The following is a 15,609-nucleotide window of genomic DNA, read 5'->3' as shown; positions in this document are numbered from 1 at the left end:
CGATCCGAAGCGCCGCAACAGGTTCTTCTCCCCCTGGGGTCTCGGCTCACCCTGCCTTGCCCGATCGGCGGATGTGGCACCTACGTGTTCGGCGCGACCGCCGCGGAAGTAACCGCCCGGCTCGCCAGGCACAAGCGCTGCACACATCCAGGAGTCTCATGAAGGTGGCCGTGGGGCCAGTGATCACCACAGCATTGGCGTAATCACGACAGCGGGTATTCCGCGCCACCAACAGCCCTTCACCCATCGCATCCGGGAATGCCAGGCTGCTGACGTGATTCGACTGGCGACGCGTGATCGGTCATGTCAAAGATGATCAATCGTCTCGCACGCGTTTGCGCTTGCCTTTGTGTCGGAGTTCTTGTCCTGAGCATGGTGGTCTCCAGCGCGGCTCCGAGTATCGACAACACCGTCACGCTGAAGTTCTACGATGCTCAAGGCTCCGGCACCGAACTGTCCGCCGACGAGGCGAAGTCGGTGATCCACGGCAACGGCGAAAACGACAGCGACACGCTGCTCGACCCGGCCACCATGCAGGATCTCGCGATGCACCCGTTGTACAAGAAGGGCATGCCGGGACGGTGGCAGTTCGACATCCCCGACCGTCCGGTCGCCTTCGCGGTCAACTGGCCGACCAGGCGCGGGTTCTCGTTCGTGGTCCTCGACGACGGCGGCGCTGGTTTCCGGGCGGGACGGACGGTCGTGTTCAACTACCAGGCCGCGGTCGATGCCATGCGGCGGCTGAACGCGGCGCTGGACGCTCGGCCGGACTACCACCGCTCAAATGAGTGGGCCGCCGCGTACGCGGCAGCCGAATCGAACCTCAACCTGGCCAGGCAAGCGGGCACCGACAGCGACCGCGGCAAGTACGGCCAGCTCGCACTCGACTCGATCCACCTGGCCACGGACACGTTACTGGCCGAATACGGACCCCAGTACGCCAAGAGTCGCGGCACCGACCCGCAGATCGGCGTGACCATCGACAAGATCGACAAGGCTGCCGAGTGGTCGACGCTCGCGCAGCGCGTCAGCGGGTCGTACGGCTGGGTCCGGATCGTGTTCGACCCCGCGGTGGACGACGAGGAGGGCCGCGGGCAACCTGATCCCGAGGTCTATCGGCAGGCGGTCGAAACGGCCAAGGCCGCCGGGTTGAAGATCCTCGGCCAGCCGGTGGACTCCTACTTCGCGAACCGGTACACCACCGAGGGGTATCTGACCCGGGTGCGAGCGTATGTGAACGCCTTCCCGCAGATAGACGCCTGGGAGGTCGGCAACGAGGTGAACGGCTGCTGGCTCGATCGCAAGACCGACGACCAGGGCACATGCACGCAGCAGGAGGTCCCCCACGAGGACCGCATCATCAACAAGATCGAACAGGCAGCGCGATACGTACACGAGCAACGACCGGATGCCATGGTGGTGCTCACCCTTTACTGGCAGATCGGCACCGACAGCCCGGAGTGGTCGACCTTCAACTGGGCCAGGGCGAATCTGACCCCGCAGATCCGGCGGGACATCGACACAGTGCTGCTGTCGACCTGGGTGGAGGACGCTCCCCTTGGCCTGGCCTTCGACCAGGTGATGACAACGCTGCTGGACGAGTTCCCCGGCAAGAAAGTCGGACTGGGCGAACTCGGCTACTGGTTGGCGAGCACCTCGAGGTTGTACTGGGCCTTCGATCCCCTCGACGTTGCCAGTGCCCGGCGAGAGCTGGCCGCGTACTACTACAGTGCCGCATTGGGTTACCCGCGCAGCGTCGGCGGCGGGTACTGGTGGGATTTCGTCGACGAGATGCCGACCGATCCGGGACTTCAGCAAGCCGTCTACCAGGTAACTGACCAGCTGGCGAACTAGTGGCGAGTGCGGTGTGGACAGAGCCGAGGTCGAAGGCAGGGCTCCTGCTGATCTAGCGTCGGTAGACCAGCGTGAACAGCGTTTCTACTAGTCTGGGCCTCCTTGTTTGTCTGATCAACATCGTTTGGAGGCATCGCAATGGTGAACGTCGGTTGCGCGGTTTTGGGTGGGGGCGGCGGCGAGAGTGGTGACGCGTAGTCGGCGTTGAGTACGGGTGGTGCGCCCGGTAAGGCGCACCACGCCTATTTTTGGTCAAGGCGCACGCCGAAACGGCGATAGGGCTCTATGTCCTTCACGCTGAGGCGGAGTTCCGAGTCGCCCGCCGCGTTGACCCTCTGTCTGACTTCGTAGCTGTCTTCTTCCGGGCGCAGGCCGACGGGATCTACGTAGACCTTCGTACCGGCAGGAAGGATTATCGTCCATGTCGCTTTCTCGATGTGCCTGGCGAACCGCATCACAAAGTCGTCGGGTTCGCCGTGCATCAACGGAAAGCATTTCCTTGGCCAGTCGAGTTCGATCGCGAGGTTGACGATGTCGTTCTTCTCCAACGGCGAGTTGAAGTGTGTGAGCACCTCCAGCCGGCCGTCGTGCAGCCAGGAAGTCGTTGTGTCCGAACGGGTTCCGCCGATGCCGTCGTGCTCGAGGCTGCGGACTTTGACCTTGACTCGTTTGCGGTCCGCGACCGGTTGCTTCCAATGACTGCCTAACCGGACCCTGAAGAAGTCGAGGTCGTCGCTTTCAACGAGCACCCTGGCCTTCACCAACTGCTTGGCGTTTCCTCTTTCGTCAACAACGACAGTTTCGTCCCAATCCTTGATCCGCCAGTAGTTGAACCGGTCGTGCAAAATATTGCAGTAGTGCGCGAGCAGGCGCTGGTCCCGCTGGGCGCGGTCATGCCAGTACTTGCGGCTGGCCGCAAGCCATGCGAACAACCCGGCGATGGCGAGGATCGCCGCGGTGAACGTGGCCGCTCGGATTCCGGAGTTGCCGAACACGGCGCTCAAGGTCCCGCCGAAGGCGAGGATGCCGAGCACTGCGCCGGACAAGCCGATCACGCCGGCGTCCGCGACATAATCCTCAAGCCAGGCTAAGAAGCGTTTGAGCATGCGGGCACGGCTCCTCCCTCCGTGCCGCAACCCCTCCCGATGATCACATTCCGTAAGAACGGATCGACAGTCAGTGTACGGGACTGAGTGAAGCGCGGAATAGGGCGAAGGCAGTGCGGCGAGGCAGAGCCACCTGAACCAGTCCCCGAGGGGGCGTCGGCAGTCGGGACGCTCTTGGCTGATTCGGACGGTCCGCAATGGATGATCAACTGTCACACCTGCCACACTCTCCCCACCTGTGACAGGATCGAGTGCCGTGAAGGTCTTCTTACCTTGACGGCGTTGAACGCCCCGAATCTTCCCCTCGCAACGGCCCACCGCCCGCACGGCGCCGCAGCACGCCGGCGTGACCGCGGCCACGGCAGCCTCCACGCTGTGTCACCAGGGAAACCCGCAGGTCACCGACCCGAACACCGGTCCAGCAACGCCCGATCAGCAAGCCTGAACCTCCTGGCATTGGCGTCCAACGCCCCAAACAGGCTCTCACGAACAGTCGCGGACGTGACCAGAGCGTCAATCACCATGTGAGGCAGTCCTCCCGTCGAGGACGAGCCCGTTCGGGTCACCCTGCCCAGCTCAGATTGATCTTGGCTAGCGGAATCCGGAACCGCCGAACATACCCGGCAACCTGCCTGGGCAGTACAACTAGCGCGCTGTCGCGCTCACTTGACTGCGCCGCCCGCTGTGGGAAGGCCAGTGGAACCGTCGCGACGACCCGCGAGTCCGTCGCTCTCGCGGGCCAGGAAGTCCTCTACGTGGAAGAGGTTCTCGCCCGCGCGTTCCACGACGTGCACCAGCCTGTTCATCCGGGCGACTTCCTCCACCTGTTCGGAGAGGAACCAGTGCATGAACTGCTCACCGAGGTAGTCTCCCTCGTCGCGGGCGGCGCTCGCGAGCCTGGTGACCTGCTCGGTGACCTCCTGCTCCTGGTGCAGTGCCAGTGCCACGAGGTCGTGTGCGCTCTTGAAGTCGTTGCGGACCTCGTCGGCGCCCGGGATGGCCACCGGAAGATCGTTGTCCAGGAAGTACTGCACGATCTTCATGGCGTGGTTGCGTTCCTCAACCGACTGGCGGTAGAAGAGCGCGGCCAGGCGGGGCAGATCCTGGTCGTCGAACCAGACGGCGAGCGCGATGTACTGCTGCGACGCGGTGAACTCGTTGCGAATCTGCGTCTGCAGCAGCTCGTGGAAAGTACTTGTGGTGGCGTTCGGGGACATGGTTTTCCTATCTGCGCGATCAACCCTCCATCAACGGAATTCTGGCCTCCGGTGTCGGGACAAGGTAAGAGGCCACGCACCCGTATCGTGGCATTGGGGGATGTCACATTGAGGTCATCGTCGCACATGCGCCTCAGTGGTTGTCACTCGCGCAATCCGAACCGGTTGTGCAAGGCGCGCAACGGCTTGGGTGCCCACCAGTTCCATCTGCCCGCCATTCGCATGATGGCCGTCACCAGGACAGGCCGGATGAGAAGCGCGTCAAGCAGCACGGCCAGACTCGCACCAAGCCCCAGGAGTTGGATAAGCGACACTCTCGAGGCGAGCATGGCGAGTAGGGACACGCAGAGGATCGCCGCGGCGGCAACGATCACCGGTCCGCTGCGCGACTGCCCGTGGACGACCGCCGCCTTGAGATCCGCACCCGCGTCGTGCTGTTCCTTGATCCTGGCGAGGACGAAGACCTGATAGTCCGTTGATATCCCGAATATGACGCAGAACAGCAGCACAGGGATCACGACCGCGAGCGGGGTCGGGGTGAACTCGAGCAGTCCGGACAAGTGCCCGTCCTGGAAGACCCACACCATCGCCCCGAATACCGCACCAAGGCCCAGCACGTTGAGCACCAGTGCGCTCACCGGCAACAGCAGACTTCCCGTCATCATGAAGAGGAGCACGAAGGTGCTCAGGGCGATCAGGGCAAGCGCGTACGGAAGACGGTCGGCGATCGACTCGGTCACGTCGGCAAGTTGGGCGCCCTGCCCGGTGACGAGGACGCGACGGTCCTCGGGCACCGGAACGGCACGCACATCGCGCGCGAGTTGCGCGCCCTCCGACGAGTACGGCTCGATCCCGCTGAGGACGGACAACCACATCACGTCGCCGGAATGGAATTGCAGCTCCCCGCCCGGCATCGGCGGCTGCACCAAATCACCGCGGGCGAATGAGCCAGCCGCACTGTCCACACGGGTCACACCCGGCACGAGAGACAATTGTCGCCCGTACTCGGCAATGGCTTCCTTCGCGTCGACGGTGCTCCCCCAGTGTTCACCAACGACCGCGAGCGACCCACTGCCGGTCATGCCGAAGTCGTCACGTACTCGCTCGGTGACTTCCCGGCTTTCCGCCGAGTGGGGAAGCACCCGGTCGTCCGCCATCCCGAACTGGATATGCGAGACCGGTGCGCTCAGCACCAGGAACAGAGCGACCACCGGCGCCGCGGTGAGAACAGGATGACGCAGTACCAATTGCGCGACGCGACCCCAGAAAGGTTCCCGGTGACGACGGATCCTCCTACGGGGCAACGCGAAGGAGTCGATTCGGTCGCCCACGAGGACCAACAGCGCGGGCAGGACGATCGTGGCAACCACCACGGTCACGCCGACCACGGCGACGCCCGCGTAGGCGAACGAGCGCAGGAAGTACTGCTGGAAAACCAAAAGACAACACAGCGCGACAGCCACGGTCGCCGCCGAGAACACAATGGTGCGGCCAGCGGTGCGCATGGTCGCCGCGAGCGCGGCCGTGGTATTCAGGTACCGGCGGCGCTCCTCGCGGTAACGGGAGACGAACAGCAAGCTGTAGTCGACCGCGAGCCCAAGGCTCAGGGCGGCGGCGAGGTTCACCGAGAACACCGAAACATCGACGACCGAGGCCAGCGCTCGCAGAACGCCGAGCGTCCCGGCGATCGCCAACAGACCGATCAGCAGCGGCACACCGGCTGCGACGACCGTACCGAAAACGAACAGCAGCAACACAAGTGTCAGCGGAATGGCGACTGCCTCGGCCTTGACGAGGTCGGCCGCGGCCTGTGCGGTGAGGTCGTTGTTGACCTGGGCCAAGCCGCCGAACCGCACCCGAACCGGCCCCTGCCACCCTGCCAGCTTGTCGTGCAGTTGCTTCGTCACGATGGCGACGTGGTCCTCGTCGCCATCGACTCTGGCCAGGATCAGGCCGGCGTCACCGCTGTCGCTACGGAGTTCGGCGACCGGAGTGTCCCAATAGGACGCTCCGACGGTGACATCGGGCGTCGCTGCCAGCCGTCGGGACAGATCTCGCCCGATCTCGATGACGTCCGGATCCACCACACTGCCACCAGGGTTGGCGACCAGGAGAACCAGATTGGGATTGGCGTGCGGAAACCGCTCGGCGAGGATCTCCTGGCCGCGGACCGACTCGGCCCCCGGGGCGTCGTACCCCCCGGTCTTGAGCTCGCTCATGGCACCGATCCCGAAGACACCCATGCCCACGGCGAGCAAGAAGGTCAGGACCAGGATTCTCTTCGGCCTGGCGAGCGTCAGGCGCAACAACCGATTGACCGGCGGACTGGCGGGCAGGCGGGCCTTTGTTGCCACTGGGCGAAGATCGGCGGTGTTCTCCGTACCATCTACCACTGGATTTACCTCACTACCCGGAGCTGGACCTGGATCTACGCCGTCTTGGCCGCGTGGCCGGCTTCGAGGCGGTGGAGTTCCTCGGCGAGGATGTCCACCGTCCGCGTGATCTGCTCGGGTGTGTGCTCGCTCGTGACGAAGAACCGCAACCGGGCCAGTTTTTCTTCGACAGCCGGGTACAGGATCGGGCAGACGCTGATGCCACGCTCGAACAACGCGTTGGCCAGCTGTACACAGCGCAAGGAATCGCCGATGACGCAAGGGATCACCGGAGTGCCCGCACTGTCCGCGGTGTCGATGCCCGCCTGTTTGGCCAGCTGGAGAAACAACTGAGCGCGCTCGTGCAGCCGGACCAGCCGCTCGGGCTCGACACGCATCTGACGTATCGCGGCAAGACTGGCCGCCGCGTTGGGTGGCGTCAAGCCGACGCTGTAGACGAACCCCGGCAACGTGTATTTCAGGTAGTCGATGATGCCGCGGCCACCGGCGATGTACCCACCGCAGCCTGCGAAGGCTTTAGACAGCGTGCCCATCCACAGGTCCACGTCGGCGCGTTCCACCCCGAAGTGCTCGCCGATGCCACCGCCGGTGGCCCCGAGGACACCGATGCTGTGCGCTTCGTCGATCATGAGCAGTGCGCCGTGCCGCTTCTTGATCCGAATCAGCTCGGGCAGATCCGGGATGTCGCCGTCCATGCTGTAGACACCCTCGACAACGATGAGCACGCGCCGGAACTGGCTCCGAATCCGGGTGAGCAGCTCGTCGAGCGCGGCGATGTCGTTGTGCGCGAACGGCCTGCGTGTCGCGCCGGACAGCTTGCAACCCTGGAGAATGCTGTCGTGGGCGAGCGCGTCGTGCACGATGAGGTCGCCCGGCCCGAACAGGTGTCCGATCACAGTGACATTGGTGGCGTGGCCGCTGACGAGCCCGAGCGCGTCCTCGGTCTTGAGCAGATCGGCGAGCGCCATGTCCAGCTCACGATGCAGCGGACGATCCCCGGAGAGCAACCTGGCCGCGGACACCGACGTGCCGTACAGATCGGTCGCCTGTTTCGCCGCCGCGCTGACGGCGGGATGACCGGACAGCCCGAGATAGTTGTAGCTGGCGAAGGAGATCAGGTCCTTGCCCGCGACCCGGGTGAGATCACGCGCGGTGCCTTCATGGGTCAGGAAGTACGGGTTGGCCAGCCCGTTGTCCGCCAGCAGACGATAGCGCTCCTGATGCTGCAGGATCTCCGGAAACGCTGCCATGTCAGTGAGTTCCGGCCCGCCACCGAATTCCCGCTGGCGCGCGGGCGGGTCGAGAAGCTCCGGATCGCGCCGCACGGCCACGCCGGGTGTCCGAACGCCGACCCGCGTAGCGATGGCCTGCACGAAGTCATCGATGGTGGAGACGGCGTGCATGTCGCTCGCGTCCACCGTGAGCCCCGGCCAGTGCTGCTGGAACGCGGCCAGCAGGTCGGCGATCATGATCGAGTCGAAGCCGAGATCGCCGACCACCGCGTGGTCGCCCCGCAGATACTCGAACGGGTACGCGCTGATCTTGGCGACCGCGCCGAACACCCTGTCCCGGATGTCCTGCTCCGCTGTGGCCGGGACGGGCATCGAATCAGCGCCTGGCAGGCGTTGTGACGCGATGTCCTGATCTGGCTCGGCCACGACCGCCCGGCTGACTGCGGGTGATGGGGCAAGCTCGGTGACCGAGATGCCGTTGGCACCGGTGGCGGCGCGCAGGACGTCGAGCTGGTCACGAAGAAACTGGACGACATCGTTCATGCCAACCTCCGGTTGCGAAGAACAACGGCGTGCGGGCCGGCCCGGCTCGGCCTTGCGAATCGTGTAGGGCTGTGTCACCAGCGGGCTGGCCGGCAGGGTCACCAGGTCGCGTTCGGCTTCTTCGAACAGCGGCAGCAGATCCACTGGTATCCCGAGCGCTACGAGCCGGCCGAGCCCCAAGAGGAACGTGCGCCCCTCATCCGGCTCCGCGCCTGACAGGCTGACGAAGTGGTGGGAGGCGGGATCGGGAACAGACCGTCGCGCCATAGCGAGCAGCCCGTTTCCTCCGAACGCCTGGACGAACACACGGTTGCCGCTCTCGGCAGCCACCCTGATGGCCGCGCCGAACCGTACCGGCGACGAGCAATGCCGTCGCCAACAGCTGCGCAGCTCGTCTGGGTCCACGCACACCTGGCCACTCACCGTGGAGACGAAGACGCGGTCGAGTTGGCGCAGTGGGAGCCGGGCCAACTGCTCGGCGACCCGCGTGTCAGCCTTTGCCACAAGGGGAGAATGGAAAGGGTGTGAGACACGCAGCGGGGTGGCCGGGACACCGATCTGCGCACAGCGCTCGGCGAGTTGGGCGAGCGCGTCAGTCATCCCGCTCGCGACCACCTGGCCGGGCTGGTTGAAGCAGCCGGGCCACACCCAGTCGATGTCGGTGACCAGTTCGGCGAACTGCTCTTCGGTCGCCTGAACGGCGAGCATGCCCCCGAACCCGGTGTCGCCGACGGCGGCCATGGCCGCCCCTCGGTGGGTGAGGAAGTCGGCCGCGTCCCCGGCATCCAGCGCACCCGCGGCGACAGCGGCCGGAAACTCGCCCACACTGTGGCCGAGCACGATGTCGGGGCGAACTCCACAATCAGCGAGCAGCGAAGACATCGCGATACCCAGCACACCCAGTACCGGCTGACAGATCCTCGTCTCGGTCAGTGCCAGCTCAGCGTCCTGGTCCGCGGGCTGCGCGGGCCAGACCAGGCTGGTCAGCGAATTGCCGATCCCGCCGTTGACCCCTGCCTCGAGCCGCGCCACCGTCTCGTGGAAGGACGGGAAACGACGGCGGAGGTCACCGAGCATGCCGACTCGCTGAACGCCTTGGCCGGGGTAGAGGAACACGACCTTCGGCCGATCCTTCTCCGAGGGCGCCGCTGCCACCCGGATGCCGGCGCCGAGATCACCACTGGCCCCTGATCGCAGCGCCACGGCAGCCGTACCCAGGCGATCGATCAACTCGTCTCGGGTCGCCGCGACGAGAGTCAGGCGGATCGGCAGCGGTGAACGGGTCGCGAGGGTGTAGGCGACCGACGCCGGTGTCAGATCGGGGTTCGTAGCGATCGTCTCCCGGACCGCGGCGGCGTGTTCGGCAAGCAGTTGAGGCGATCCGGCCGAGAGCACGAAGAGCCACGGCTTCTCGCCGACCTCGACGCCGGCCGCGGTGGTCACCCGGGAGATCCGCCGCTCCGGTGCCTCCTCCAGCACTACGTGAACGTTGGTACCGCCGAAGCCGAACGAACTCACCGCCGCGCGCCGCGGATGGTCGGCCGGAGCGTCCCACGCGAGCGCCTGCTCAGAGATCCGGAATCCCGCCTCGGCCAACGACAGGTGCGGGTCAGGGGCGGTCTCGGGCTGCGGCGGGATGGTCGCGCGATGCAGTGCGAGCGAGGCCTTGACCAGTCCCGCGACACCGGCCGCGGGCAGTGTGTGCCCGATCAACGCCTTGACCGAGGAGAGATAGCAGTCTGCCGTCTCGGCCCCGAGGCTTTCCGCCCGCACAGTACGAAGAGCCTCGACCTCGACACGGTCTCCGACAGTTGTGGCGGTGCCGTGCGCCTCGATGAACTCGATCGTGCCGGGGTGTACTCCAGCGTCCTGGTAAGCGGTACGAAGGGCAGCGATTTGACCTTCGGCACGTGGCGTCAGCGGGCCTTGGGCCGCAGCGTCGTTCGACACTCCCACCCCTTTGATCACCGCGTAGACACGATCACCGGCACGCAACGCGTCATCAAGCGGTCGCAGGACGACAAGGCCGCCACCTTCACCGAGCACGAACCCGTCCGCACGCTCATCGAACGGCCGGCACACACCGTGCGCTGACACCGCGCCCACCAGACAGAACCCGAGGAGAGCGTCAGGCGTGAGGTTGAGAAAGACACCTCCGACGAGGGCCGCTGTGCAACTGCCCGATCGAAGGTGGTGCACCGCCTCCTGCAGCGCGACCAGCGCCGACGAGCAAGCGGCATCGATGACGAACGACGGCCCACCCAGTCTGAACGCCGAACTGACCGCGCAGGCGCCCATGTTCAGCAGGGTTCCAGGCAGTGAGTACGCCTGGCCGGGAGCGAGTGCCTCGGCAGTCGCGTCGTCGATCGCGGCGAGCAAGTCGGCGTCGGAGTGTCCCGCGTGCAGCGAACCGTCGGCGAGCAACCTCGCCCGTAGCGGCGTCGCCAGCAGGTCCTGATAGTCCGACTGGCTCATGCCGATGAAAACACCGGTGCGCGCACGATCAAACGGACGGCGCTCCCAGCCGGCGTCCTGGAGTGCTTCCCTGGCAAGATCGACAAGCAACCGGTGTTGTGGATCCATGGCTTGCGCTCGCAGCGGCGGTATGCCGTAGTGCAGCGGATCGAACTGATCCACACCTTCGAGGAAGGACACCTTGTCGGTGTACGCCTTGAACGGGTCGCCCCACTTGTCCGGGTCGTAATACTTCTCATGCCGCCAGCGACCAGGGGGAACCGAACGGAACTGGCGTGCCGCCTTGAGAATCGTCTGCCAGTACTGGTCTGTGTTGGCCGCGCCCGGGAATCTGCAGGCAAGTCCGACGATGGCGATATCGTTCACACTGCGGCCCTAAGCATTCCATATGCTCCTTCGGGAATGTCATCAAGTCACGTCATTCGCACAGCGCTGAACCGGGCGGAACGGTAGAACGAAATCCTGGGCCCGTTATGTGCGAAGAATGCTTCCACCTTAAGCCTCCTCGCCGACGGACACAGGAGGCCACTCGACTGGCCCCCGGTCCGAAAAAAATCGGTGAGCCGCTCCGCGCATCCAACACATGTTGCAGACAACTCCGCATACACACCAGATGGCCGCACCCATTCGTGATTGGCGATTTCTTTCTGAATCCGAAATCCACATACAAAAGCACGAAGAGGAATTCAACCAACTGGCCGTAACCACGTCACCATTGCGACATAGGCGGCCAGGCCCTCGATCGGCACGACCACGCCGCGACTCCGGCGGATCCGGTACGGCGTGTAGTGGCCATTGTCGAGATCACGTCTATTGCTGACATTCCATCCGACCGGGCTGCCGCCGTATTTTCGAAACCCTGGGTTGTCTACTACCCGGGTTGTGTACTTGTCCGGAGGTGCGAAGCAGTGCGGCAGAGAAGGTCATCGTGAACACGTCCTGGCTGCTGTTGGCCTCACGACCTGGATGACACCACCGAAACGCAACCTGTGATGGCAGGCACCAGGGCGGGGCAGCGACGTGGCAATCTTCCCGCGGAGGTCACGAGTTTTGTGGGCCGTGGCGGGGAACTCTCCGAGACCAGGCGGCAGCTGACGTCCAGCCGGCTGCTGACGTTGACCGGGATCGGTGGGGTCGGCAAGACGCGGCTGGCCTTGCGGGTCGCGGCCACGGTCCGGCGGGCGTTCGCCGATGGGGTGTGGCTGGTGGAGTTGGCCGCGCTACAGGACCGCACGCTGCTGGAACAGACGGTCGTGGACGCGGTGGGGGTACAGGATCGGTCCGCGCGGTCACCCCGGGAGGTGCTGGTCGGTCACTTGCGGGGCAAGCAGGTGCTGTTGGTGCTGGACAACTGTGAGCACCTTGCCGACCGGTGCGCGGGGCTGGCGGCTCAGTTGCTGCCGGCGGCGCCGGGACTCCGGATCCTGGCCACCAGCCGACACGCACTGTCCACACCGGGCGAGCACATTCACGCGGTCCCACCGCTGCTGCTGCCGGACCCCGATCGGATGCCTCGGGGCGAGCACCTCGGCAACGAGGCGATCCGGCTGTTCGCCGAGCGCTCCGTGCTGGTGCGGCCTGGCTTCGAGGTGGCTGCGGACAATTACGCGACGATCGCGCGGATCTGCCGTCGGCTGGACGGGTTGCCGCTGGCGATCGAGCTGGCCGCGGCGCGGCTACGGGCGCTGTCGCCGGAGCAGATCCTGCACCGGCTGGACGACCGGTTCCGTCTGCTGCACGCGGGCGACCGGGCGGTGTTGCCGCGCCATCAGACACTGCGGACGGTGGTGGATTGGAGCTTTGAGCTGTGCTCGCCGCTGGAGCAGCAGTTGTGGGCTCGGGTGTCGGTGTTCGCCGGTGGGTTCGATCTGGATGCCGTGGAGGCGGTCTGCGCCGGGGACGGCATCGACCGGGATCAGCTGTTCGAGCTGATGGCCGGGTTGGTGGACAAGTCGATCGTCATCCGCCAAGACCAGCACGGCGGCCCCGAGGCGCGGTACCGGCTGCTGGACACCCTCCGCCACTACGGCCGCGACACGCTGCGCGCGACTGGGGAAGAGCCGGTGCTGCGTCGGCGGCACCGGGATTACTACCTGGATGTGGCCGAACGAGGCAAAGCCGATTGGTTCGGGCCTGCCCAGTTGGCGGTGTTCGCCCGCTCCCGGGCCGCGCATGCCAACCTGCGCTTGGCCTTGGAGTATTGCCTGACCACCCCCGGCGAATCCCAGACTGGCCTGCACCTGGCCGCGGTCCTGCACTTCTACTGGTACAGCTGCGGCTTCCTTGCCGAGGGACGCCACTGGCTGGACCAGGCACTGGCGTTGGACACACAGCCAGGCCGCACGCGGGCCACCGCCCTGTGGACAAGCGCGCACATTGCCCTCGTGCAGGGCGACTTCGCCGCTTCTTTTGCCATGACCGAGGAGTGCCATGACTGGGCCCAGCAGCAGGACGATCAGACCGTGCTGGCCTACGCCGTCTTCGCACGGGGAGCCGCTGCCTGGCTCAGCGGCGACTTCCCGGACGGGTTGGCGCTGGCGGAAGATGCTCTGGCGCGCTTCGATACTCTCGGTGAACTGAACACCACCGTGCTCCTCGGCCATTCCATGCTGATCGTGGCAGCCGTGTTCGCGGGGGACTTCGCGCGTGGCCTCGCGCTGGGCCGACGGGCCCTGGCGATCAGCGAGCGGCATGGCGAGCAGTGGGCCCGGGCCTACACGCTCTACGGTGTCACTGTCGCCGAATGGCGTCTCGGCAAGGTGGCACGGGCCATTGCGTACGCCAAGGAAAGTATGCGGATCGTGCACGCCTTCAACGACATCTTCGGCATGGCGATGTTCGTCGAGCAGCTGGCGTGGGTCCACGGGGCGGCCGGCGAGGCCGAGCGGGCGGCGGTGCTGCTCGGCGTGGCCCATCGGATCTGGCCCTTGACCGGCACCAAGCCCCTGATGGGCTCGCCGCCCTTCCTCGCCGCTCGCGAAGCCTGCGAACAGCAGGCCCGCCGCACCCTCGGCGACCACGCCTTCCAGGCCGCGTTCGACCGCGGCACCACCCTTGAGCTCGACCAGGCCGTCGCATACGCGCTCGACGAGAAACCCGCGTCCGCCATCCCCGCCACCGCGACGAAAACCGTGGCGAGCCCGTTGACTCCCCGGGAGCAGCAAGTCGCCGAACTGGTCGCGGACGGACTGTCCAACAAGGACATCGCCGCCCAGCTGATGATCGCCCAGCGCACCGCCGAGGCCCACATCGGGCACATCCTGACCAAGCTGGATTTCACCACCCGCGTCCAACTCGCCGCATGGTTCATCGAACAACGAGAATGCCGGGACCGCTGAAAGCCGACACCCGGATCACGTGACGAATTTCTTGACCGACCAGCCCGTGGTGTCCTCGCTATAACCTATTGACGTTGCCCTGGTTTCTTTACCGCAGTCCTCAGGTTTCAATACCCGATCGCCCAAGGGCCACGAAATTGGCCTCTTACACCAACCGATGTGGTGCGTGCACGCTTGATTTTACCCACACTCTTCCACTTTTCTTCAGGTGGACGGATCGCATTGCTGGTTCGTTGGCAACGACGGCTCGCAAGGCGATATTCGCATGATCAAGCTGGGCAGAACGTTCCGGATACCTGCGCATCGAATCAATCGAATCAGAGGTGTGATCATTGTGGACGGTGCCAGCTTGTCAACCGACACGACTGGGTCTGCGAGGGCCGCGATCGTCGCCGTGGAGACGGCGGTGCCGTCGCGATACGTCGAGCAGGAGCAGGTTCTTGCGTCATATGCCGGGCGCGTCCGCGGCGGCGAGTCCCATGGCGCGGCCACATTCTCGCGGAGCAATGTCCGCAAACGCCATTGCGTGTGGGACTGGAGCGAGCTGCCCGCCAGCGGCTACCCGATGATCGGCGAGCGGATGCAGGCATGGGAGCGTCACGTGCTGGAGTTGGGCCGGGACCTGATGTCGGCAACGCTCGAACGGGTCGACCGCGATCACATCGGGACATTGGTGATCGCGAGCAGCACCGGGTACACCAACCCTGGGCCTGATGTGACGCTGGCCAAAGAGTTCGGGCTACGGAACGATCTGCGTCGAACGTTCATCGGCCATATGGGCTGTTACGCGGCCTTCAACGCGATCAAGCTGGCCATGGACGCGGTGGCCGTGCGCCCGGACCAACTGGCCGTGGTCGGTTGCGTCGAGCTCAGCTCGTTGCACCTGCGGGATGAGGCCACCACCGAACAGGCGGTGGTGCACTCGTTGTTCGGTGACGCGGGCGCGATGATCGTGATCTCCGCGGACCCGGTCGCGGTTGGTCCGGCCATCGTGCGGACGCACACCGAAACGCATTACGACGCCTCGGCGATGCTAACATTGCGGATACACGACGACTGTTTCCGGATGACTCTCTCGCCGGGGGTGCCCCGCCTGCTCCTCCAGGTGGTCAGGCCGTTCCTGGAACGTCTTCTGACCCCGGTCGGCCTGACCGCCGCCGACGTGCGGCATTGGGGAATCCATCCGGGCGGCCCGAAGATCGTCAACCTGCTCGGGCGCAGGCTGAACTTGTCCGAGGAGCAGTTGCAGCCGTCGCGGCATGTGCTCGCGGAGTTCGGCAACTGCGCGTCTGCCACTATTCTGCTCATCCTTCAGCAGATCATGGCCTCGGGGCAGGCGCGGCCCGGCGAGTACGGCGTGTTCATGGCGTTCGGCCCGGGACTCACCGTGGAATCGATGCTCGTGCGGTTCTGAAATCCCAGTACCCACAAGGCATGCGGCCGTATCACGG

The 15,609-nt window shown here is 65.4% G+C and carries 7 protein-coding genes; 3 read left to right on the top strand and 4 right to left on the bottom strand.

Annotated elements, in window-relative coordinates:
- Positions 1–372 precede the first annotated feature (372 nt).
- Positions 373–1,854, top strand: a complete 1,482-nt coding sequence (locus tag LWC34_RS04720; RefSeq protein ID WP_233723170.1) for a hypothetical protein — start codon at positions 373–375, stop codon at positions 1,852–1,854.
- Between the two features lie 242 nt (positions 1,855–2,096).
- Here LWC34_RS04720 and LWC34_RS04715 read toward each other — a convergent pair whose 3' ends face one another.
- From LWC34_RS04715 to LWC34_RS04700, 4 genes are all read right to left on the bottom strand, one after another.
- The gene (locus LWC34_RS04715) at positions 2,097–2,960 is read right to left on the bottom strand and encodes a hypothetical protein (RefSeq protein WP_233723169.1); all 864 of its coding nucleotides are present in this window, start codon (positions 2,958–2,960) and stop codon (positions 2,097–2,099) included.
- Between the two features lie 662 nt (positions 2,961–3,622).
- Positions 3,623–4,177 (bottom strand): ferritin, encoded by a 555-nt coding sequence (locus tag LWC34_RS04710; RefSeq protein WP_233723168.1) that lies wholly within the window; start codon positions 4,175–4,177, stop codon positions 3,623–3,625.
- Positions 4,178–4,320: 143 nt separating this feature from the next.
- Positions 4,321–6,570, bottom strand: coding sequence for an MMPL family transporter (locus tag LWC34_RS04705; protein ID WP_233723167.1), 2,250 nt, complete (start codon positions 6,568–6,570; stop codon positions 4,321–4,323).
- A gap of 35 nt (positions 6,571–6,605) precedes the next feature.
- Complete coding sequence (locus LWC34_RS04700; protein ID WP_233723166.1) at positions 6,606–11,186, bottom strand: type I polyketide synthase; 4,581 nt, start codon at positions 11,184–11,186, stop codon at positions 6,606–6,608.
- Between the two features lie 626 nt (positions 11,187–11,812).
- Between LWC34_RS04700 and LWC34_RS04695 the strand changes: the two genes are divergently transcribed.
- Entirely contained in the window at positions 11,813–14,158 is a 2,346-nt protein-coding gene (locus LWC34_RS04695; protein ID WP_233723165.1) for an ATP-binding protein, read from the top strand.
- Positions 14,159–14,507: 349 nt separating this feature from the next.
- Positions 14,508–15,572: a type III polyketide synthase gene (locus LWC34_RS04690; RefSeq protein ID WP_233723164.1), complete on the top strand. Its 1,065-nt coding sequence runs from the start codon at positions 14,508–14,510 to the stop codon at positions 15,570–15,572.
- Positions 15,573–15,609 lie beyond the last annotated feature (37 nt).

Origin of the sequence: Kibdelosporangium philippinense (assembly GCF_021390435.2) — a bacterium.
Lineage (GTDB): Bacteria > Actinomycetota > Actinomycetes > Mycobacteriales > Pseudonocardiaceae > Kibdelosporangium > Kibdelosporangium philippinense.
This window is presented reverse-complemented; position numbering and strand designations above follow the sequence as displayed.

Excerpts from the sequence above, each read along its gene's own strand:
- LWC34_RS04710 (WP_233723168.1), bottom strand. The coding sequence starts at position 4,177 with ATGTCCCCGAACGCCACCACAAGTACTTTCCACGAGCTGCTGCAGACG.
- LWC34_RS04715 (WP_233723169.1), bottom strand. The coding sequence starts at position 2,960 with ATGCTCAAACGCTTCTTAGCCTGGCTTGAGGATTATGTCGCGGACGCC.
- LWC34_RS04695 (WP_233723165.1), top strand. The coding sequence starts at position 11,813 with ATGGCAGGCACCAGGGCGGGGCAGCGACGTGGCAATCTTCCCGCGGAG.
- LWC34_RS04720 (WP_233723170.1), top strand. The coding sequence starts at position 373 with ATGGTGGTCTCCAGCGCGGCTCCGAGTATCGACAACACCGTCACGCTG.